The following is a 21,688-nucleotide window of genomic DNA, read 5'->3' as shown; positions in this document are numbered from 1 at the left end:
GGGTAAACCCGAATCAGTCACTTAAAAAAATGCTCTACCCAATCAAGCGGCAGATCTAAACGAAAATAAGATTTCCTTCAAACCGCGTGAGCGTTGGTGATGATCAACGGTTTTGTAGTACCAGAACTTTTTACCATTCCTTCGAGCGGTAAGTTCACTACATCTTTGCCTGGTAGTGTTGGTGACACATTTGCATACTGAATGGCCGCCATTGCGAAAGTCAACACATCTGTCACTACCGTAGAATTGGTAAAGACCAGCGTGCCGGCTGCTCCATTAAGATCCTGCTTGATCAGGTCTGTGTTGTCCGTATCCCACGGATGATCGGTGGCTAACGTGATCACTCGATTGACCAGTGGGATGTCGTATCGAGTGAGATTGTTACCGAACAATTCCGTATTGAGTTGATTCTCAATCGTCAAACTGAAGTTTTCAAACACACGAGTACTGCCTTGAAGAGTCAGAATACCATCGGCAAACAGGTACGGTTTCTCAGTGGGTACCGTCAATGCAGGATAAGTCCCAGCATTTCCAACTGTTTCCGTTTCCGCCTCGATCTCGAGGTCTAGAAAGAGAAAATCACCTTTTGTACCTGAGAACGTTGCTTTCGCTATCCGACACCCTGAATAGGTAAAGACTTTCGCCCCTCGATCAATCATAAGGTAAAACTCAGGTATCGTATCAGCCAGGATGAATACATTCGCAGCCTCAGCGGTACCACAGATGTAAGGAAGCAGAGTATCCAACATGAGTCGAGAGCAAGCTAACTTGACCGAACCACTAATTCGTTTGAGACCTTCACGTGTGCGTTCCTTGTTTTGCTCCACCGTACCAGTCAATCCACTTGTCTGGATGATTTCGGCAGTCTCTTTTAAGGATTCTGGAAGAATAATCTCAAGTGCAATAGAGCTCCCGTCGAAGGGCAGTGCAGTATCGAAGGCCATTACACCCAGTGTTCCGATAGATGGAGTTGTCATGATTAAAACCTCATATGATATCGATTTGGTTGATTACATGATCAGCCACCGTTTCCGTGGCATGATCCATTACTTTTTTATTGAATCCCAAGAATTGACGCTGAGGAATATTCCCTGAGCCTTCCTGATGAACTCCCGCATATTCAACATAAGTTCCCAATGTCAGTGCCTCATTTGTGACTCCTTCAACGTGTTCCTCGTGGTTGACCGTCACACTATCCATCAAAGTCTCCGTATCAATCAACGGCTTATTGTTCTGATTCCTGTGTGGCGGTCTGGGATACTTTAACGGCAACCATTTCGAACCATCAGGAGCTGTTCCAGATTCAAAACCGATCCTGATTTGCTCTTTCGACTGCTCAATAATCTCAGTCATCACATGCTTGCTTTGGGGCTGCTTGGTAACGTTGACTGTTTCGTTGAGGAATCTGGATAATTCCTCGATTCTGATTTCTTTAGGCATGGCCGAACAACTTTCTCTGCTTTGACCGTGGGTTTTAAAATCTTCAATTTATCGAGGCTCCAGCCCATAGACTCAGCATACAACTCAAGCGCTTTCTCTTCATCCTCCGTCTTGAACATTAACCGACCATAAGCCGTGTGCACCGAAATGACGGGCACTTCATATATTGAGATTTCCTGTTTTTCTTCTTTATTCATTTATCTCGTCTCCCAACTAATAAACCACAGGGTTAAACCAGCATGATATTCTCCGACTTGAAACCAGTCCTGATCGACGACGGTCCCAGGTGCAACAAAACTGTTTACGATTGAACTCACACCAGCCAATCGTGGTGTGCGGAATTTTTTCATTATCTGTTCATACCAGGTCAGGTATTTATCCCGGTTGATTGTTTGGTTCTGATTATCGTTATCCACCATAAAAACCCCGATCGGGTATTCGATTTGATCTCGTAAATTCGTACCTTCTTGTGGGTTTATTTTTGGCACCCCCATCGGAGTAATTAAAATTGCCGGAAAGTCATTACTTGTAAAATCTCTGGTAGTCGGTACCTTCTGTAAATATATGTGACTATCCGGTATATCTGTCAGATTGAGAGCCTGAATCTCGGCTTGTACTGTTGTCAGAATATTCTCAAGAATCGCAGGCATTATTTTTCTCTCCGACAAATACAACGCCAATGAGTTCGCAGCCGCACTAGATCAATAGACAACACGGTCCAAACCGCACTATTTGAATCTGTAATCGTGTCTCCTGTTTCAATTTTTTTTCCAACCAGTAAAATGTCGGGAATATTCCACACAATGGATTCTACAACTGAATTTACCACGCCATTTGTCACATCATCACGAGAGATTGCTCTCTGCCAAGCGTGGGAAACTGATTGAGTCTCAGTAATATCCTGATTCACACCTCGTTTGGTCGTTACAGTCACGGGCTCTGTACCTGGCATTTTCAAATACAAGTTTTTTAGCTGCTCTACTATTACCATCAGATCACAATCCTCTTATATCGAGCCAGTGATGTTTTGACTGAATCTAATGCTTGTACTTCATCTTCTCCATTTGCAAGTCTGTATGAGTAATCCTCAATGTTCTCAGACTGTAATCGTCCTGCTTTACTACGGGACTCAAGCATGGAGATCACAAGTTTGTTTGCCGCAAACTGAATATCTGTAGGTACAACAGACCAACCCGCAATGTATGAGACTTTAATATTACCGATTCCTATTCCGGGAGCATTGGAAAGCTGTCTGTGTTGTCGATAACGAGGCCGAAACCAGGTCTTACCAATACGATAGAGAATGCCACTCTTACTTACTGTAGCCACTGTGATTTCGTCTTTTCTTAACACAAAGTCGATCCCCTGAGTCAAAGCTGCAGACGCGGGGAAAGCATCCATGCCATCCCCATAATAACCATCTCGATCTTCGTGAACCGAAATGATCTCTTGGACGGGTGCTTGGTTTAAGATGAGGGCCTGATTACCTGTCCCATTATAAAATTCAGTATAAGTCACCTGTTCAACATCTCGCTGAAGATATCCTTTGATAATGGCATCAGCCTGAGGTATCAACAAATCGATCACGTTATCGAGTGAAGTATCACCAACGCCAATCATTGTTTTGATGTTCGCTCTAGAAGTGAGTGCCATCTTCAATCAGTTTCTCCATACGAGTTCTAACTATCGCTTACGATGTGAACCAATTCTTAATAATCAAAGCTTGGTCTGGATTATTTTTTGTCTATTTTTTTTCACCGCTATCTGATGATGTTTTTACTTTATCAATATTTTGATAGAAGGCTTTTGCAAGTTCGTAAGATCTTCTTACGTAGTGCGATGCATCAAAACCATGCTGTGCTGTGGTACACATTCGGAGGAATATCTGTTCTGCCATCGAATTAATTTGTGCTGTTTTTCCTGATTGTTTTATTCTCTGATTCATCATATTGATTCCTGATAAAAAATGGGGAACAGAAAATACAACTGTTCTACGTGAGGGCCGACTGTTTGATTTCATTTACATAACCTGCTCCTTGTAAAATATAAAATCCTGCTCCCAACTGTGAGTTCAAGCCAACATCAGAAACATTAAATGAAACAAATGTGTAACCGTTTTCTGAATCTAAGTCTTCAGCTAGGACTTCAATGACAATCATGGCTTCATTTTCTGCGCCATCGACGGTAGTAGTGTCATAACTATCCGATTCCGATTGTTCTACCAAAGTAAATTGCCCAACTGCATCGATTCCCGTTGCCCCAACTTTATGCCGTATGCGCGTAAAATTGAGCGCCTTCGAATTACCAGAAGATGCGGCATCGTGCTGTTGTGCGGAAATCACGGGATCATCACCTGCAGTTCCAATCGAAGCCAATAAGACAAAAACACATCGATCATAGTTCTGTAAATTTACTCGATCCCCTGTATTTGCTGCCGCTGATAAATCAGCGGGCATCAAAGCAGGTATGATATCGTGACTTTCGAGGAATTCTTTATTGAACATAGGATAATCTCCTTATCATTTTTGGTTAAACTTCTGGGAAGAAAAAATAAAGCGCGAATAGCTGCTCTCCGCTATTGGTCACTATGCACGGGTAGCCAGAGTGACAAAACTAGACTGAGTGGCAGTGCCTTTATAAGGTGTTAATGGTTGAGTTTCCCAAGGTTTTCCATCAATACGCATGATGAAACGTAAAGCTAACTGATCAGTAAGAAACTCGACATGCATTGACTCTGCCTGTTCGATTCCCCCCTTACTGATAGTGATATAATCATCGAGACTAGCTAGTAGAATATCTCCTTCTGTTCCCAATGTTTCGTTAAACTCCGTTGGAATTACTGGACGCCCCATCAAAGTTGCATAGGGAGCACCTGACAAACCTGTTGGTGGCATATAAACTAATTGACCACCAGCTGTAGATACTCCCAAACTCATTTGATGGAGTTGAGGTTCTGTGTCCTGGTTAATAAACCAGGCTGCATTCAGTCTCGAAGAAGCTTTTAGTCTACTCCACATATTCAGGACATTTTCAGCTACAATCGTATTGGCTGCTTGCCCTGCTTCTTTTGGAACTGTTACACGTGCCGCTGACTGCATAACCCCTAAAGGTTTCCCCACTCCGTTTCCATTAAAGATCGACTCACCCAAAGTAAACTCTATTTCTTCAGTTACTTTTTTATTGACATAGGATTCGAGTGCCATTCCATTGTCATTTATTAATTCTTCAGTCAAATAAACTAACACTGCTAATTTATGTAGTTTTAGTGTCGCTTCGCCTAGTTTCGGTGAATTTCCAGTTAGTGGATCACCTTCTCCAACCCAATAAGCACGTAAACCTCCAGCGCGTGATCCATTGGCACGACTGGTTTCAGAATCAGTCGGGAATGTCATATTATTCCCAGCCACTTGATAATGGTCTGTCCGGCTGAAAATGTCATTTTGATAGATGCGAGTCAGTATCTCCTGATGAAATTCTGGTAAAACAGAGATACCTCCATCAGCGCCTACAATTTCTGACATACCTTGAATCGCCTTACACATACCCCAAGATTTTTTTGTCTTCGCAATCACTTCACTTCGGTCCTTAAAACCACATCGAATAAATTCTCCAAAAGAGTTGAATTGAGAAAAAGGCTTATACCCAGTTGGAAAAGTTCGGAAGTTTTTAACGTGGGATTTACTTAATGAAAATTGCGGTGTTTGATTATCTTCGGCTTCCCAGTAACTAGTAAGTCTGCCCTGTGTGTCATGATGAATTCCACTCATATCAGGGCTGTTTAACTGGTCGACACTTTTCACTAAATCTTCGATGTTTGATGACAAAGACTTTACTTTCTCTTCTAGTAACTCAGACATAAAAATATTCTTTCTAAAAATTGAACTTGATATTTCGATAGACCTACGATTTGTCCAGCGACTTTGGAATTTTCTAGTTAGAGCTCTGAGAATAACCCGTAATGATTTCATTCAAGCAGGTAGTAGATCAGATATCTTCTGTTGAAGTTCCTCTACGGCATGTGTAAGTTCTTCAACATTCTGTTCGAGTTTTTTTTCATCGTGAGAGAATTGACTGCACGGAATTGGATTTAATTGCTTTAAAATGCCAGTCAAAATTTGGCGCTGAGGAAGAGTTAAATTACTTGCTTGAGATAGCTTTTCTAAACGAATAAAATCATTTAAATCAAATGGCACCGCGTTTGTGGCTTTAGTCTTAAGAATGGAATTTTTGTTAGGACTAACTTGATCTTCTTTTATCCCTACTTCATGATTTTCGTGTAGTAAATTATTATCTGATTGTGTCCACCCTGGTATTGTCAGAGATTTCGTCGGAGGAAGCACGGCTTTGAGAGATTTTAGAAGTGTGTCCGAAATTTTTTTTCCTTCAATTATCCCTTGATTTAGAGTTCGTGCAATCGCATCAGGATTTACACCTAACGCCCCCCAAGACCATTCAATCAATTCCCATTCCTCAAGAACAATTCCTATTCCATCATTTGATGTTTTTCTGGTAAATGATTTGATTGGAACAGCGCGAACTGATGTTGCCCTAACTAGCCCTTCAGCAATGAGATGAAAAATCTGTAAAGACTCTAAACTTTTATCAGTAAAGTAGGAAGTTGCTGTTATTTGATCCTCTTCAACTGACAAAGCTATTTTTCCATCGGGATGCTGGCATTTGGCAATGGGACGAGTTATCTCTCCCAAACCATGCTCCCAAAGCACAACTGGATTTTTACTGAAATTTTCGAGGTGTACTCCCTTTGGTACGATAATATCACCTTCACGATCCTCTCGTGAAGTATTAATGGTTGCACGTGCAGACATTAACCGTTCATCAATCATCGGTTGTGACTGGCATGTCAAAGAAAGATCAGATGACTTTTCAGCAACTCTAGAAAAAGTACCGAATTTTTTTGTTCGGTTTTTGAGAATGTCCTGAAGCGAATCTGTTGTTTTTGTTTTCACTTTTTACCCCTAAAGGAAACATTTAATGTTTGTGACAGGGCAGTGTTTTAAGATTCGGCACATACAGGTCAAGCTGATTGGAAATTATTTTCTACGTTTTAATACGTGAAGTACTGCAGATTTTTTCATCATCAAGCATCGGCCACTTAGTGGCAATGGAAGTATAGCATGCACACAATTCAGGAATTGATTTATTAAATCATACAATCTAAAGAGTCTGCTAGAAATCCCAGACTCATATGCCTGAATCTCAGAAAGCCATCGGGTTAGCGGTATGATAAAGCGTATCGAAAGAAAATGAATTTCTGGGATTTCAAGTCTGTAAGACTTATTGAGAAATTTAATACTCTTGTAAGCGAGTATTATCAGGAATGTGGCAATTTATCTATTGTGCTTTACTTTGCAATAGATTATCACCAAGTCTGAAATAGAAATTTCATACCCTACCTATCAAACTTTGAATCAGAAAACTCAATAGGAATCGATAAGAAACAATACGTCTAAATCAAGCTTTTTTAGCACAATGCTGTAATTCATAACTACAACAATAGAATCGAATTTCTCTATTGGCCCCTTAATTAAGCCGCTTTGCGAAATTTTCCAGAGTCCTGATCCGAATGTGATTCTTTTTCTTCGATTTCATGTGGAATCGGCTCAGAGTGATTTTTTGATTCTGAAGAAATTCGATTTGAATAGATGATATCAATGAACTCTGGGAAATTATTCCATTCTCCCGGATCTTGATTCCAAATCGCTGCAATTTTCTTAAAGAAAGTCATTTCATATTGAGCGATCACTAAACTCTGAATTGTATCATTCGGTTCTAAATCTGAAGCACTCCACTGTCGCGGACATAAGTCGTAAGCTGGTTCACCATCGCGTCCATTACTTGGAATCTCGTAAAGAATTGCCAGCTCATTCGAATCGTTTAGTTTTGCAGGAAAACTGCGACAAGTATGCGGACGATCGCCATAAATACTACAACGCCCTAGCCCTTTGGGATATTCTTCATCTGGAAGGCACTCCATCAGAAAACGGCACTTAGTAGTTCCTGGGAATGAGTGACTGGGAACATGCTTTAAACAGACCACGAAAGGAATTGTCGGATCGTCTGCAAAGAAGAAATGTGGCGCAAGATTTCGCGAAATAAGTCCCTCTGAATCTTCCCACCTACAGGCAAAGTCCCAGAAAGACTTATTCTGATGATGAGTAAATCGATGAATGTCTGCACCAGAAATAGGAACTGCGAATGATCGGCAACATCCTGAATGGCATGAATCACAAATGCCCATTACGATTCTTACTATGAGAGGGAAGACAGTCGTTATTGTTTGGCGATTTAAAACTTAGATCGGCGACCAGAAATCAGCCTTTCTTTATTGGAAAATCGAACCACCAAACCCTATCTGCCCTATCGTCACAATCGCCAAACTCTCTTTAATCGATTCTTCAAATACGAAGCATTCTATATTTTGGTTCTGACACATGTCGATCTAACCTTTATTAAATGAAAGATTTAACCGCCTTTGCCAGTCTCTTCATTCCTTCTTGAATTCCTTCGTGGTTTTGTACACCAAATGTAAGACGCATATGATTTTTTTGAATGGGAGGCTGCTTATCAAAGTCAAGTTTTTGATCGGTTGCGTAACATAATTCTCCCGGCACATACATTACTTTATCCTCGTGAATTGCTTTTTGAAACAAGGGACTAGCAAAGCCTGTTTCTATGTTGTTAGGTAATGTCATCCAAACATACAGTCCGCCATTTGGATGAACCCAACGAACGCCCGGTATGTTCGAAAAATATGTGTCAGCGGCCTCTAACATACAATTCCTTTTTTCACGGTATACTTCTCTTAAATTTTCCACGTGCTCGTAGTAAAAATTTTCGCGCAAGGCAGTAGCAAGAACCTGTTGACTCATATTCGTAGAACCAAAATCATCGTTACCTTTTTTATCACAAATTGCGGCACAGACTTCTTTTGGAGCAACTCCAAACCCAACTCTTAACCCTGGAGAAAAACTTTTGGAAAATGTTTGAGTCAGAATCACTGTTTCACCGGTGGAATCAAAACTTCTGATGCTGGGTACTACAGGTCCGTCATAACAAAGTTCACGATAAGCCAAGTCTTCTAAGATGAAAATTTTCTGTTGCTTTGACCATGTTTGCGCGATTTCTACAACCTGTCCACGACGATCTTGAGAAAGAGAAATACCAGATGGATTTTCATAATCACTCACCAGATAGATCATCTTAACTCTCTCTAATTGCCCTTGAGACTCTAGTATGCCGAGGGTCGATTCAAGAGAATCCATACGCATTCCAAATTCATCCGTTTCAATTGATACAATTCTTGCACCTAATCCTTGTAAGACTCCTAAAAATACAAAATATGTAGGAGCAGCAACCAGACAAATATCACCTGGATCAAGTAGTACTTCACCAAGCAGTGATAAATACTGCTGAGAACCAGTCGTTACGATAATATTATCAACCGTTATCCCTAATTCTCTGGCTGACTTTTCCTCTAAATTAGACACATGTGAAAGTAGCAGGGACCTTAATGATAACGAGCCGGCAGTAGTGCCATACTGCAAGGCTGCTCTAGCAGCCTTTGGATTGGAAAAAAGGTGATCGAACGATTTCTTGGTCAGTTCAACCGGTAGACTGTTCTGGTCAACTAGTCCAGCAGCTAAGGATAGGACGCCTGGATTTTCTACGCCTTGTTGCATCAGAAAACTGATCGGTAAGTCGTGACTCCATGCCCTTTTTTTACTGAAGCGAATTTTACTATTCATCGGCATGATATTTACAATCTTTCAAATCACGAATGGAACGGACACTAACGTTGACCATCTAATCATATAATCGAGCTTGGACTTATCACAGACTTTGATTCATTGTGAATGACACATTATATAAAATTGAGTTCGATTTACTTTTTTCAAAAAATTCAAGACCACAACGTGTTCCTAGATAATTGCCTTACTAGAAATCAAAGCACTTCAAACAAGAATCTTGACCATATTATAGCTATGTTGAACACGAATGATTTTGTTTTCTCTAACTTTGGAACAACAGAATTGAAATCATGATCTGAAGTGAGCATACTGAATACAACTTTCAGTCACAAATACCAGCATATCGCTTTAATTATTTAAACCAAACAGGAAAACGTATTTTGAAATCGATACTATTCTATTTTTCTCTGTTAGTCTTTCTTTTTTTACTTACCCCTCTCTCAGCGGCGGAATCACAATCCTCACTTCATCCAGAACCTCTCACCCTGAATAAAGGATTGCATTACATAGACTGGGTCATCATTGCATTTTATGCGGTTTCAACGATTTTTTTGGGATGGTATTTTAGTAGAAGGCAAAATGACACTTCGGAATATTTCATAGGAAGCGGCCAAATGAACCCGATTTTGATCGGTGTCTCTTTATTCGCTACACTACTCAGCACAATAACGTATCTCTCTACTCCTGGAGAAATCCTCGGTAAAGGGCCAGTGTATCTAGTCAAAGATTTAGCTATGCCCTTCATCTTTATCATCGTAGGATTTGTAATGTTGCCAGTTTATATGAAACAGCGCGTAACAAGCGCCTACGAGCTTCTGGAAGAAAAATTAGGGTTGGGTATTCGCCTACTCGGAGCGATTATGTTCATTTGCCTTCGCTTAGTATGGATGTCACTATTAGTCTATTTAACTGCTAGTGCAATTACCACTATGCTTAACGTGGGCGAAGATTGGATCCCGTTCATCGTATTAGGAACGGGTTCTGTAGCCATCATTTATACATCTTTAGGTGGGTTACGGGCCGTGGTAATCACCGATGTAATCCAGACGATTCTCTTATTTGGAGGTGCATGGTTAGTAATTGCAACGATATCTTACCACTTGGGTGGTATTAGCTGGTTTCCGACAGAGTGGGATACGAATTGGGATACACAACCTTTTATTAGTTTTGATCCATCAACCCGTATCACCTATGTCGGTACGTTTTTGTCTGTTTTAATCTGGTATATAGCCACTTCATGCGGGGACCAGGTTTCTGTACAACGATTTATGTCTACGAAAGATGCAAAAACAGCTCGAAAGTCATTAGCGATTCAGTTAATTGTGTCGGTAGTTGTTTCAATCACATTAGCACTAGTTGGATTTGCATTATTAGGATATTTCAAAGAATTTCCTAATGAGATCCCAGCGGGCATAGACCTTAAAAAAGACGCCGATAAATTCTTTCCACATTTTATTGCATACCATCTCCCGGTAGGAGTTTCTGGCTGTGTCGTGTCTGCCATGTTTGCGGCCGCTATGTCAAGCATTGATTCTGGAGTTAACTCAATTACCGCTGTTGTAATGACAGACTTTCTAGACCGTTTTGGCCGAACACCCAAAACAGAAAAAGGGCATGTTCTTACTGCAAGATTTCTTGCATTAGGTATAGGAGCGTTCGTTGTACTAGCAAGCTCGGTAATGGGAGAAATACCAGGAAATATTACTGCGGTCACAAATAAAACAGCAAATTTGTTAACAACCCCAATCTTCTGTTTGTTCTTTTTTGCTCTATTCATTCCCTTTGCCAGACCGATGGGCGTTCTGATAGGTGCAATACTTGGAACGACAACCGCTGTTTTGATTGCTTTTTCTGGACCAATTTTTGTTCCCAATTTTAATTCGAATGACTTAGACCCAATTAGTTTTCAATGGATTCCCACTGCAGCAGTCACGGTGAACATTGCAAGTGGTAGTCTAGTAAGTTATTTGATTGCCTGTGCTGAAAAAAATCGAACTCGAACATGAAAAGTTTTATTTGTGTGAGCACCTGACGAAACGATTTAGCGATTGCAGCTTCGATGGATTCTGAAAAACTTTACTTGTTGGTAAAGTAGGAGGACTGGAACCGTTTGATTCCTGCTCCTCAGAAAAAATCGGTTGTTTTGATTCTTGCATCACTAATTGATCTCCTCCTCGTTCCGACCCTAGAGGAGGTAATCCTCTAATTGCGCGTAATTCATCCACTTTTATTATTTGTGCTCGTATATCTGTTGCCAGACGTTTTTCGAGGATATCAGGATCATCTATGTGAGCTGCTTCTATTTCAATCGTCAAATTCTCACCGAATTGAGGGGCTAAATGTTCTGTATCATCTTCCGCCAACAGGTCCAGAATTGGCTGTACCGTAAGGGAAATAAATTGCTTTAAACTAGCATAAAAAGCGGCATAACTTCCTCCATCTGAAATACCAGCGGCAATTCCTGGCACACCATGTAAAGCAAGAATTGCGTCTCTAAATTGAAGGAACGACTGATTGTAATCCATGTCTTTGGGAGTCGCCGTCAATGAAACGACCTGTTCGCCTGTTGTAAATATCGCTTTGCCAGTATTTTCAGTACCACCATATTTTTGTTCAAACATAGCAGCAGCTGCTTCGAGCTCTTCTCGAGTTGGATTCATCTCTTTCCCACATGTAACAACAATTGAGGGATCGGCTCCATTGTTCATTTGAGACCATCGTGCTGCATCAATTTGATTTGCTGAATCAATCCATTTAGCACCAGCACTTACAGGAGATTGACCATCGTCCTTGTAAACAGGATGTGGCCAGCGCGTAATTTGTAACTGTGCGAGAGGAATAATTTTTCCAGCAATCTGATGAAAAGTTCCAGACTCTAAAAACCTGCTACCATGAGCTGCATGATTGTAACGTAACAAGGCAGGTTGTATTTTATATCCTCCTTCTGGCAAATCCTCAGTTGGAGAAACTGGTGAAGCAATGGCTGTGGGAATCACATATCGTTGGACGGTTTTACCAAATTTATTAGGCACATTCCATACGATACTTGTACCTGTAAGCTGCAACTGTAAAACACGCTCATAACGAAAAGATGCTCCCGATTGAGTTGGGTTAGGTCGTTTTAAGATCATACATAAACTATGATTGTTTGGTAGTGGAATTGAGTCTCCGTTTTCTCCTGCATATAAACTCTTTATTTGAATATATTCAAATTCCTTTTGAGCTCGTTGCTTCATTCTTTTTTGTTTTGACCCGTTTAACGAATCATCATAAACAAAGACAGATGCTTGCATTGCCTGGAGACAAATCGCTTTAACTGCGACGAAAGTCCAACCGATAAATTGTTCTGATTCCTGACGATGGTCAGTACTCCATGATCCAGGTTGTCCTGACCCAAGAGCCGTTCGAAGTGCTACGGCAAAACGATTGGATTTAAAAAGTGTGGCAAGCTGCCGAAAAGGGTTCCACATTATTGGTCATTCCTATTCCATCGAAATATTTTAATTGATCTTTAGCCTCAATTAACATTATTATGCAACAATCAATCGACGCCGACGCTGATCTCTCAAAGCGTATAAGCAGTATACGACTGCATCGGCGCGATCCGGTGATCTCCCTAATATCTCACGCAAGGTTTTTCCCATATAATTTTCATCAGCCCCACGACGATCCTTGGGAGTAATGTAGTACTTTTCTCCATCATGACCTGAATATATTTTTATCGGAGCAATTAATTCTGCTCTTAAAGTTTGGTTATCGGGTAAGCTAAAAGGGATCATGCGAAAGTCACCCGCTGGGTCAAGACGTCTTCCAGCTTCACCATAGAGTTCTGCCCGTTTATTTGCATATTTTTGCGGGTTGAGATTACTTGTTGTATTTCCGTGAACTTCGATCACATGCACATTAAGTCGCTTTAATGGATCTCCGACAGCATTGCCATATCCGCCTCCCCAGTCTATGGCAATTGGAACATGCCCTTGCTTCAAATCGATTCCGTAAGAAAGCGCAGTCTCTAAAACCCACCACATGGTTTGCTGAGTATCAGAAAACTGACATTCATGTATTGCGCGAATTCCATTACGCCCTCCTACAGCCAGTACTGAAGTATCTCCATATCGAGAAGCTGCTACATCAAGACCAAACCCTTCCACTGGTAAAACACGCTCTAATAATTTCAATGCTAACTGGTGTCTATCCTGATTAGCACGTATCCATAGATGATGCCAGCGATTCCAAAATTTTGTAGGTGCGACGAGCCATTCTGGTAAAATAATCTGCTTATTGGGATCCTGATCAGGAAACTTACCAAGTGCATAAACATTCCGAATCAGTGGATCAGAATCGTTTAGTAATGCTATAAATTCATCATAGCATGTCTGTCCCGGGATAATTTGCTGGCATTGTTTAAAATGTTCTTTCGAAATTGGAGCGCCGTGCGGATAAAATGTTCCCGCGATTTTGATTCCACCTATCGGTGAAACCGGTTGCTCAAGACACTTTTGTTTAACGTTAGTACAGTCCCAACCGCTAATTGTAATGCAACGTGTTTTACCGTATTGATCAACAATCGTCTGCGTTTTGTCAGGACCTTCGATTGGAAATGAATCCCGAAATGTACCAGCTAGTGTGGATGGATTTGAAAGTGCAAGAAATTTTTTCGCCTGGGTATTTGCTAACTTATATTTATCTTCAAGATTCGGTGCTGTTGCTTCATCAAACCAAAAAAAGACATGTGGTGAATGAGACCCACGAAATCCTTCTATATGCTTTGGATTTGCGAGAGAAATAGAGTGCTGCTTGTTTTCATATACTCCAGAAACTAGAAGATTTCCTGGAGGCTTAATAGACATTTGACGCCACCATTTATCAACTTCTCCGAAGGCAATCTTCTGTGCCATTTTCATGGAATCGCGGGTAATGATTATTTTGGCATCCTTCCAAATATGGTAATAAATGCAACAGGCAATCCCGGCGGCAGCTCCTTTTCCACAACCGGTGTTTCCTTTTACAAATACCCGGCGAATCGTTGGATCAAATAACGACTCAAGAATATCCCACTGCCAATCATCTAAATGAACTGTCGGCCACTGAAGTTTGATAAATGGGCGAATGTTTCCAAGACGTGCCTGTCCAATTACCGTATTCAGTTCCGCCTTAATTATTTGCTGAGTTCGAAATCTCTGTTCTCGTCCAATAGTGATTAGTGAGGTTATTGTAGATGGATTCAAACTCATCACCATTCAGATATGTGTCAAATATAAGAAAATTACTCTGTATCCTTTTGCTGGAAAATTTTCTCAGAACTTATTTTTAATTCGAACTCTTGCCCTTAAAACCACTTTGATTTCCAAAACCCAGCTCAAGAAACCAGTATAGTATCTTTGTAACTGGCACCTATAAGTCAAGATAAACAATAATTACATATTTGATTTTACTAACTGCATCAAATTCTTTGTTTCAAAATTTATCGTGAATTAATAATGACCAAGCCAAATCATAGAATGCCACAGTGATTTGTTGACAACAGAGCTTTCTTGATGATCAATTTGTACTTGATTTTTCTGATAACATCGTATCAGAATGCAGTAGTAAACTTATTCATTGAGAAACACCCTATGACTGATCAAGATTTACTCAACCCCACCCTCCGGTACTACTAACTCATATCACAGTTTTGTTGAAAGAAAATAGTCGTTACACGATCTGGGAGATATATTATGAGGTTTGCTTTCGCTGTAATTATGCTTGTTTCTGTTTTGATATCAGTACAAACTTCTAGTGCAAATGAAAATGTGAAAATTATTCCAGACGTCGTCTATGGCCATAAGTTTGGAATGGCGCTCACTTTTGATGTTTTTCAACCACCAAAGGAGCCTAATGGAGCAGGTATTCTATTTATGGTAAGTGGAGGCTGGTATTCTAGATGGACTGACCCAAACAACATGCTGGATATGTTTAAGCCACTTCTTGAAGAAGGGTTTACAGTTTTTTCTGTTAGGCATGGAAGCAGTCCCAAATTCTTAATCCCAGAAGTGGTTAAGGATGTTCGACGGAGTGTCCGATTTATCCGACTGCATTCTAAAGATTATGTAGTGAGTCCTAATCAGTTAGGTGTTTGGGGTGGAAGTGCCGGCGGTCATTTATCACTTGTTCTAGGAACAACTTCTGATGAAGGAAGTCCTAAAGAAAAAGACGTGGTATTGCGAAGCAGCGACCGCGTGGCTGCTGTAGTTGCCTACTATCCTCCGACAGATCTAAGGGAATTTGTTAACGAGAAGTCCCCTTATTATCACCGTTTTCCCGCTCTACAATTTAATACCGACCTCGCAGATGATTTTTCTCCAGTACTACATGTAACACAAGATGATCCCCCAACATTATTAATTCATGGAGATCAGGACAAACTCGTTCCAATTAGTCACAGCAAAAAAATCATGAAACAATTTAAAGAGCAAAAAGTTAAAGCAGAATTGTTAATTATCAAAGATGCAGCTCATGGATTTCAAGGAGAAGATAAAATTCGCGCGAGCCAAGCTGTCGTGAAATGGTTCAAACTGCATTTATTGAAATAATGAAAGGAACCATAATGTATCTGATTTTTCATTAAAACTCTGCATTTTTGGGAGTTCTTGGGAATGGTATGCAATCACGAATATTAGTCATCGATGTAATTAACTGTATCAGACGTTCAAACCCTAGTCCAAATCCCGAATGAGGAACTGTTCCATATTTGCGTAAGTCAGTGTACCACCAATAATCATCCGGATTTAATTTCCCCTCTTTCATGCGATCAATCAGCACATCATAACGTTCTTCACGCTGGCTTCCACCGATAATTTCACCAACCCCCGGAACAAGCACATCCATGGCACATACTGTTTTGTCATCGTCATTGCATCTCATATAAAACGGCTTGATTGTTCTTGGATAATTATAAACAATAACTGGTTGTTTAAAATGTTCTTCAGTTAAAAATCGCTCATGTTCCGATTGCATATCACTTCCCCAATCAATGGGAAAATCGAATTTCTTTCCACTGGATTTAATGATTTCAATCGCCTCTGTATAAGGAACACGTATGAACTCATTTTCTGTAATATTTCTCAATGTCTCAAGGGTCGTTTTGTCAATCCGCTGATTGAAGAATTCCATGTCCTCCGAACAATTTTCAAGGACATCTTCAATCACAGTTCTGACAAAGCTTTCTGCTAAAGCCATATTATCATTAAGATCGTAGAATGGCATTTCAGGTTCAACCATCCAAAATTCAGCTAAGTGACGGGATGTATTTGAATTTTCTGCTCGAAATGTGGGGCCAAACGTATAACATTCTCCAATCGATGTGGCAAATATCTCAGCCTCTAATTGCCCACTAACTGTTAATGATGCAGGCTTACCAAAAAAGTCCTGTGAAAAATCAAGCTTTGTTTGAATTTGCGCAAGATGTTCCAAATTCAGGGTTGTGACCTGAAACATCTCACCCGCTCCCTCACAATCACTGGTAGTAATGATGGGAGTTTGAATATAAAGAAATTCTCGCGTCTGAAAAAAACGGTGAATTGCCGCAGCAGCTTCGTTGCGAACACGTGTAATCGCTCCAAATGTGTTCGTTCGAGGACGTAAATGCGCAATATCTCTCAGAAACTCAAAACTGTGTCTTTTTTTTTGTAGTGGGTAAGATTCAGAGTCTGCAGTACCGTACAACTGAAAAGATTCCGCATGTAATTCAACCCGTTGCTTTTGCCCAGGTGATTCATTCACTTTTCCAATCACTGTGATACTGGCACCTGTTGTGACATCTTTGATTGTGGACTCATAATCGGGAACACTCTGGTCAATCACTATTTGTAAATTGGCCATGCAGCTACCATCGTTTAATTCAACAAATGAAAAACCACTCTTGGAATCACGACGAGTTCGCACCCAACCGCAGACCTTAATCGTTTCTCCTGGCTGAGATGCGCTTAAAGCTGATTTTATTTTTGTACGAACCATTAAAAGGAACTTTCCTGTTTTGAGATCAGAGTACAGAACACTATCTTAACTGTAGGTCAAACTCTATTTAAGAAATTTTTACTTGAATGAAAACGCAATTGATTATGAAAAGATTTTCTTTTGTAATGTGCAACTTTGATTCTGTAAACTGTAATCGTGCAAACATGTTAAACACCATAAAATAACCGTGACATGATACCGCGGTCATATCTAAAGTAGAAATTCCGAAAATAACTTTCTTTTAGATCTTTTAAACAAAAGGGCTATGATAAGTGGTCTAATTTGAGACTATAGAATAGGAGATTTTTTCATTAATCATTCATCTTAGCCTCTCACTCTATACCTAAATTAAAGTTGTCAAACAGAAAATAACCAATCATTCACTTCAACAAAAAGTGGCCATGCGCCCACATATTTTATAGATAAACCTATGGAACACACAAATGGCTAAAGTAGATATCTCTTCACGCCAGAAAATATCAACTGCAAGTCTTTCAGACTTGAATGATGAGCTTTCAGCAATGATTAATGCAGGAATTCCCTTAGACGAAGGCTTACGAAATGCAGCCAAACATTTGAGAAAAGATTCTCGTGATTTCGTTGAACGACTCATTAATAGAACCGAACAAGGATCCACGCTTGAAGAAGCAATCGAATTAGAATCGAAGAAATTGCCTTTAGCCTACCTATCACTGATTAAGTCAGGCCTACGGATGGGACGTCTCCCAGAAGCACTCACAGCGTATACTTCGTTCTCTCGTTCTCGAATCGAATTACGCCAGGAAATAGGTAATGCGTTGTTATACCCAGCCTTTGTATTAATCATGGCCTTTTTGCTTTCACTTTTCGTGTGCTTTGTGATATTTCCAGAATTGCTTACTGTTCACAAAATGTTTCAACTCGAAACGACTCCTTTACTGCAATTTGTCTATCGATTGTTCGAATTCTACCAAATCTGGTATCTCATCATCCCTTTTGCGTTTTGCTTTTTACTCTTTTGTTGGAAATCCAGTCGCTCCTTGTTTCTTGTACCTCGAGATCAGAAACGCCCCTTGGGAGGTAAAATAATTTCTACAATCGCTTATGGCTGGATACCCGGCTATCGGAATTTGATTCGGGAAATGAATTATTCTACTTTTACTGAAATGACCAGCTTGCTTCTTTCCTATAATGTACCTCTTACTGAAGCGTTTACGCTTGCTGCTGAATCAACGGGGAGTTCTAAAGTCATAGCCGACACCAAATCACTTACCAATTTGCTGGAACAAGGAGTATCACTGGAAGAAGGAATCCAATCTTGCCGTCATTTTCCGGTTTTTATCAAAACGATGATCATGGAAAAAACTTACCAAAATCATCTCCCCAATATTCTGTCCGAAATTTCGCGAGTTTATCGAACCCGCATTTTAAATCGAATTGATTGGCTTAAAAACATCATTCCTGTTGTATTGTTGATCATTGTCGCAGGAGGAATTACCGCCTGCTATACAATCATCGTATTTCTACCGTTTGTAGAAATTTTGAAAATGCTAGGGAGTCCTACCCTATAATGAACCGGTATTCCTATGTTTGTATTAACCATGATGGCCAGGAAACGAGAGGTTTCCTGGAAGCAGTTAATGATGAATCTGCACGCATAAAACTCATGGAGCAAGGGCTTAAGATTATTCGTGTGGATCACTGTTCCAGTGATACATCATCGACTATCGAAGAAACTTCCGTCGCAGGCGAACCTTTGGAAATCATCGATTTTCAAAGTAATCACCTTTCCGAATATGGAAAAGCTGCCTGGAATACTGAGCCGGAATTTATTGATCTCGTTGCTAGAGATTCGGAATTTCAAATATATGGAATACCACTTTCAGCGAGTTTACGCACTTTAGCAGAAGAAACTCCTTCTAAAAAACTTACGCGTGAGTTACAAAAAATTGCTGAAGATTTAGAGCATGGTAAAACGCCGGAAGATAGTTTTGAACAACATTTAAAAAATGTTCCTCAAAATTTAGAATCGCTTATCAGAGCTGGCGCACAAACCGGAAAATTGGAATCCATTATTGAAGATTATATCGAAAGCCAAAGGCTTATGGCTCAAACTCGACATAGAATTTTGATCTCTGTCTTTTATACAAGTGTTTTAGTCTTTGGTTCGTTCTTGCTCTTTTACTTTCTGCTAGTGACAGTTGTTAGTAATTTTAAATCCATTTTCTTGGACTTCGGAACAGAACTCCCTGGCATCACCATCTTAGCATTTAGCATTTCTGACTTTTTTTCCCAATTTGGATTTCCAATTGTTGCATACCCCATCGTCTTTGCTTTGGGATTCTGGTTTAGCTTTGATCTACTCAAGTTGCAAGCAACACGCAGAAGGCTACTCAACCTGATACCTATTTTTGGAAGCATTTTAAACTATACTTCAATTGCTCAATTTTGTCGTATGCTAGCCTCGATTATCGAAGCCAACATCAAACTGCCTAAGGCAATAGAATTAGCTGCAGATTCGACTAGAGATCCTAATCTCATTGCAGGCTGCCAAATATTAAAAAAACGAATGGCAGATGGGTCTAACCTGACTCAAGCAACCTCAGAAATTCCTAACTTCAATAAAAGTTTTGCGCATTTATTTCGCTGGCAAGATCAACCCGAAATATTTATTGATTCTCTGCGTGCCAGTAGCAATATATTTCAAGCGAAAGCAAATATGAAAACAGGCTCCCTCGTTTTCGCACTTAAGCCCCTTGTTTTAGCAGGTGTCATGCTCACCATAGGCATGCTGATTTTTGCTCTTGTTATGCCCTTAATCAAATTACTGAACGACCTTTCATAATATTGTGCAGGAAAGTCATCGAATCTGTGGAAATACTTGGACTCATTTATTGTTTGGCATTTTTTGTCTATTTCCCTATTGCTGGAATCTCTTCCATTCTCCTTGCGCGCAGGATTAAAGACTATGGTCATCAAGCTGTGAACCCATTGATAAAATCGTTCTGGCTCCTTTTTACTATGATTATGATTTTTATGAGTTTAGCTTTTCTGGTATGTTATCTTCTTCTGGTAATCACTCATCATCATTCCATTCTTGGCTCTCTATTTCTGATACTACCGGTCATTCTCTTTTTCCCAATTCCAATTATTCTAGAAATAAACTGCTATCGAGCCGCTTCTGCTCTGAACAAAGGTGCCGAATATGTTCTACCTGAATCTCTACGAAATCTGACACAGAAAATCCAGGCATTAGGATGGATATCATTGGGAACTCCTCTCATGTTATTTGTTCCCGTGTTGATTTTTGCCCCCGTGGCAATTACAGCCTCTTTGTCACTAATCGTCTCTTTAGTTCTATTTGCAATCTTATTTTTGGGTTTTACGATAATTGTATCCCTTTTAAGAATCGCGTTTGTAAATAAAAAAGCAAACGAATCTGAATTACTCTGGTTACTCACTGTTTGTGTAGAAAAAAATATTCCCCTCGCAACCGAACTTGACACATATTCCAAGACATTGTCTGGTAAATATCGAGAAAAAATTCAAGAACTAAGTAGTTTCCTCCATTCAGGTTTCTCCCTTACAGAAGCTCTGTCAGCCACCCCAGGACTGGTGCCACAATCAACTATCGTTGCAGCGCGCATTGGAGAAAAGAGTAACAGTCTGGGAATTGCTCTACGTGATGCAGCCGTCCAGACTACAAAAAATTTAAAACAGTTATCTGATAGATCAAATATCGCAAATCTTATCCTTTATTTATCTATCGTCGTTTCAATTCAATTCCTGATTACCGGCTTTATCATGTATTGGATTATTCCGAAATTCAAAAAAATCTTTTTGGACTTCGGTGTTGAACTTCCACCATTGACGTTGTCTCTAATGGATACAAGTGATTTTGTTATATCCTATTTTTACTTGTTCTTACCGTTTTGCTCCTTGCCATTTATTGTGCTGTTCCTAATGTATTTTGGAAATTATTATGGATGGTTTAATCTTCGGATTCCCTTTATCACTGAATGGTTCCCTCGCTTAAACACACCTCACTGTCTCAGGCAAATAGCTCAGTCAGTCTCAGTCGAAGCACCTCCCTTACTAGCACTGGAGACTGTATCTGAATTTCATCGCTGGTCAGATGTAAGAGTGCGAACACACTTGATTAATAATAATATTAATCAGGGTGAAAATATTTGGATCGCTCTAAGACAAAATAAAGTGATTAACAGCGCAGAAGCATCGCTATGTGCAACTGCTGAGAAGATGGGCAACCTACCTTATGTATTAAGGACTTTGGCAGACACCATAGAACAACGTAGAGCAAGAAAATTACGATACCTCACGGAAATAATCAAACCAGTATTAATTAGTCTGTTGGGTATATTTGTAGGCTTATTCGTGATTGCAATATTTATGCCACTCATCAAGATACTACGTGACCTCATTTAAGTTACATGAAAAATGAAGCAATACCATCTCATCAAATCTCGATCAGCCTCTTTTATTAA

The 21,688-nt window shown here is 40.0% G+C and carries 20 protein-coding genes; 5 read left to right on the top strand and 15 right to left on the bottom strand.

Going from position 1 to position 21,688, the window contains the following annotated elements; translation table 11 throughout:
• Positions 1-77: 77 nt before the first annotated feature.
• The 12 genes from V144x_RS00860 to V144x_RS00810 all read right to left on the bottom strand — a co-directional run bounded on the left by V144x_RS00860 (position 78) and on the right by V144x_RS00810 (position 9,212).
• Positions 78-977 (bottom strand): phage tail tube protein, encoded by a 900-nt coding sequence (locus V144x_RS00860; RefSeq protein ID WP_144979975.1) that lies wholly within the window; start codon positions 975-977, stop codon positions 78-80.
• A gap of 10 nt (positions 978-987) precedes the next feature.
• Positions 988-1,440, bottom strand: coding sequence for a phage virion morphogenesis protein (locus V144x_RS00855; protein WP_144979973.1), 453 nt, complete (start codon positions 1,438-1,440; stop codon positions 988-990).
• Positions 1,353-1,637, bottom strand: coding sequence for a hypothetical protein (locus V144x_RS28235; protein ID WP_197998999.1), 285 nt, complete (start codon positions 1,635-1,637; stop codon positions 1,353-1,355). Before V144x_RS28235 ends, V144x_RS00855 begins: the two co-directional genes overlap by 88 nt.
• Positions 1,638-2,090: a hypothetical protein gene (locus V144x_RS00850; protein WP_144979970.1), complete on the bottom strand. Its 453-nt coding sequence runs from the start codon at positions 2,088-2,090 to the stop codon at positions 1,638-1,640. It lies immediately after the preceding gene.
• Positions 2,090-2,431: a hypothetical protein gene (locus V144x_RS00845; RefSeq protein WP_144979968.1), complete on the bottom strand. Its 342-nt coding sequence runs from the start codon at positions 2,429-2,431 to the stop codon at positions 2,090-2,092. The genes V144x_RS00850 and V144x_RS00845 overlap by 1 nt, the downstream gene beginning before the upstream one ends.
• The gene (locus tag V144x_RS00840) at positions 2,431-3,093 is read right to left on the bottom strand and encodes a phage head-tail connector protein (protein WP_144979966.1); all 663 of its coding nucleotides are present in this window, start codon (positions 3,091-3,093) and stop codon (positions 2,431-2,433) included. The genes V144x_RS00845 and V144x_RS00840 overlap by 1 nt, the downstream gene beginning before the upstream one ends.
• Positions 3,094-3,184: 91 nt before the next feature.
• A complete protein-coding gene (locus V144x_RS00835; protein ID WP_144979964.1) occupies positions 3,185-3,388 on the bottom strand; it encodes a hypothetical protein in 204 nt (67 codons plus the stop codon).
• Positions 3,389-3,431: 43 nt separating this feature from the next.
• On the bottom strand, positions 3,432-3,944 hold the full coding sequence (locus V144x_RS00830) for a hypothetical protein (protein WP_144979962.1): 513 nt from the start codon (positions 3,942-3,944) through the stop codon (positions 3,432-3,434).
• Between the two features lie 81 nt (positions 3,945-4,025).
• A complete protein-coding gene (locus V144x_RS00825; RefSeq protein ID WP_144979960.1) occupies positions 4,026-5,408 on the bottom strand; it encodes a phage major capsid protein in 1,383 nt (460 codons plus the stop codon).
• Positions 5,409-6,407: a hypothetical protein gene (locus tag V144x_RS00820; RefSeq protein WP_144979958.1), complete on the bottom strand. Its 999-nt coding sequence runs from the start codon at positions 6,405-6,407 to the stop codon at positions 5,409-5,411.
• A gap of 578 nt (positions 6,408-6,985) precedes the next feature.
• Positions 6,986-7,699, bottom strand: coding sequence for a YkgJ family cysteine cluster protein (locus tag V144x_RS00815; protein ID WP_144979949.1), 714 nt, complete (start codon positions 7,697-7,699; stop codon positions 6,986-6,988).
• 211 nt (positions 7,700-7,910) lie between these two features.
• The gene (locus V144x_RS00810) at positions 7,911-9,212 is read right to left on the bottom strand and encodes an aminotransferase-like domain-containing protein (protein WP_144979946.1); all 1,302 of its coding nucleotides are present in this window, start codon (positions 9,210-9,212) and stop codon (positions 7,911-7,913) included.
• 377 nt (positions 9,213-9,589) lie between these two features.
• Here V144x_RS00810 and V144x_RS00805 point away from each other — a divergent pair, with 377 nt between their 5' ends.
• Positions 9,590-11,215: a sodium:solute symporter family transporter gene (locus V144x_RS00805; protein ID WP_232102673.1), complete on the top strand. Its 1,626-nt coding sequence runs from the start codon at positions 9,590-9,592 to the stop codon at positions 11,213-11,215.
• A gap of 6 nt (positions 11,216-11,221) precedes the next feature.
• On the opposite strand, the gene V144x_RS00800 is transcribed toward V144x_RS00805, so the two are convergent.
• Positions 11,222-12,679 carry a phage portal protein gene (locus tag V144x_RS00800; protein ID WP_144979942.1) on the bottom strand — a complete coding sequence of 486 codons (1,458 nt, stop codon included), beginning with the start codon at positions 12,677-12,679 and terminating at the stop codon, positions 11,222-11,224.
• A gap of 60 nt (positions 12,680-12,739) precedes the next feature.
• A complete protein-coding gene (locus V144x_RS00795; protein ID WP_232102672.1) occupies positions 12,740-14,443 on the bottom strand; it encodes a hypothetical protein in 1,704 nt (567 codons plus the stop codon).
• 483 nt (positions 14,444-14,926) lie between these two features.
• On the opposite strand from V144x_RS00795, the gene V144x_RS00790 reads away from it, so the two are divergent.
• Positions 14,927-15,781, top strand: coding sequence for an alpha/beta hydrolase (locus V144x_RS00790; protein WP_144979936.1), 855 nt, complete (start codon positions 14,927-14,929; stop codon positions 15,779-15,781).
• A gap of 31 nt (positions 15,782-15,812) precedes the next feature.
• Here V144x_RS00790 and asnS read toward each other — a convergent pair whose 3' ends face one another.
• Complete coding sequence (gene asnS / locus V144x_RS00785; RefSeq protein ID WP_144979933.1) at positions 15,813-17,204, bottom strand: asparagine--tRNA ligase; 1,392 nt, start codon at positions 17,202-17,204, stop codon at positions 15,813-15,815.
• A 443-nt stretch (positions 17,205-17,647) separates the two neighbouring features.
• On the opposite strand from asnS, the gene V144x_RS00780 reads away from it, so the two are divergent.
• From V144x_RS00780 to V144x_RS00770, 3 genes are read left to right on the top strand one after another with little or no spacing between them, the layout of a single operon-like run.
• Positions 17,648-18,754: a type II secretion system F family protein gene (locus V144x_RS00780; RefSeq protein WP_144979930.1), complete on the top strand. Its 1,107-nt coding sequence runs from the start codon at positions 17,648-17,650 to the stop codon at positions 18,752-18,754.
• On the top strand, positions 18,754-20,028 hold the full coding sequence (locus tag V144x_RS00775; protein ID WP_144979927.1) for a type II secretion system F family protein: 1,275 nt from the start codon (positions 18,754-18,756) through the stop codon (positions 20,026-20,028). The genes V144x_RS00780 and V144x_RS00775 overlap by 1 nt, the downstream gene beginning before the upstream one ends.
• Positions 20,029-20,054: 26 nt before the next feature.
• Positions 20,055-21,629 (top strand): type II secretion system F family protein, encoded by a 1,575-nt coding sequence (locus tag V144x_RS00770; protein WP_144979924.1) that lies wholly within the window; start codon positions 20,055-20,057, stop codon positions 21,627-21,629.
• Positions 21,630-21,688: the final 59 nt, after the last annotated feature.

The organism is Gimesia aquarii (genome assembly GCF_007748195.1).
Taxonomy (GTDB): domain Bacteria; phylum Planctomycetota; class Planctomycetia; order Planctomycetales; family Planctomycetaceae; genus Gimesia; species Gimesia aquarii.
The sequence above is the reverse complement of the archived record's forward strand: the minus strand, read 5'-3'. Positions and strand labels throughout refer to the sequence as shown.

Bases quoted from the DNA above. Each gene is read 5' to 3' on its own strand.
- V144x_RS00860 (WP_144979975.1), bottom strand. From the start codon at position 977: ATGACAACTCCATCTATCGGAACACTGGGTGTAATGGCCTTCGATACT.
- V144x_RS00855 (WP_144979973.1), bottom strand. From the start codon at position 1,440: ATGCCTAAAGAAATCAGAATCGAGGAATTATCCAGATTCCTCAACGAA.
- V144x_RS28235 (WP_197998999.1), bottom strand. From the start codon at position 1,637: ATGAATAAAGAAGAAAAACAGGAAATCTCAATATATGAAGTGCCCGTC.
- V144x_RS00850 (WP_144979970.1), bottom strand. From the start codon at position 2,090: ATGCCTGCGATTCTTGAGAATATTCTGACAACAGTACAAGCCGAGATT.
- V144x_RS00845 (WP_144979968.1), bottom strand. From the start codon at position 2,431: ATGGTAATAGTAGAGCAGCTAAAAAACTTGTATTTGAAAATGCCAGGT.
- V144x_RS00840 (WP_144979966.1), bottom strand. From the start codon at position 3,093: ATGGCACTCACTTCTAGAGCGAACATCAAAACAATGATTGGCGTTGGT.
- V144x_RS00835 (WP_144979964.1), bottom strand. From the start codon at position 3,388: ATGATGAATCAGAGAATAAAACAATCAGGAAAAACAGCACAAATTAAT.
- V144x_RS00830 (WP_144979962.1), bottom strand. From the start codon at position 3,944: ATGTTCAATAAAGAATTCCTCGAAAGTCACGATATCATACCTGCTTTG.
- V144x_RS00825 (WP_144979960.1), bottom strand. From the start codon at position 5,408: ATGAAATCATTACGGGTTATTCTCAGAGCTCTAACTAGAAAATTCCAA.
- V144x_RS00815 (WP_144979949.1), bottom strand. From the start codon at position 7,699: ATGGGCATTTGTGATTCATGCCATTCAGGATGTTGCCGATCATTCGCA.
- V144x_RS00810 (WP_144979946.1), bottom strand. From the start codon at position 9,212: ATGCCGATGAATAGTAAAATTCGCTTCAGTAAAAAAAGGGCATGGAGT.
- V144x_RS00800 (WP_144979942.1), bottom strand. From the start codon at position 12,679: ATGTGGAACCCTTTTCGGCAGCTTGCCACACTTTTTAAATCCAATCGT.
- V144x_RS00795 (WP_232102672.1), bottom strand. From the start codon at position 14,443: ATGAGTTTGAATCCATCTACAATAACCTCACTAATCACTATTGGACGA.
- V144x_RS00790 (WP_144979936.1), top strand. From the start codon at position 14,927: ATGAGGTTTGCTTTCGCTGTAATTATGCTTGTTTCTGTTTTGATATCA.
- asnS (WP_144979933.1), bottom strand. From the start codon at position 17,204: ATGGTTCGTACAAAAATAAAATCAGCTTTAAGCGCATCTCAGCCAGGA.
- V144x_RS00780 (WP_144979930.1), top strand. From the start codon at position 17,648: ATGGCTAAAGTAGATATCTCTTCACGCCAGAAAATATCAACTGCAAGT.
- V144x_RS00775 (WP_144979927.1), top strand. From the start codon at position 18,754: ATGAACCGGTATTCCTATGTTTGTATTAACCATGATGGCCAGGAAACG.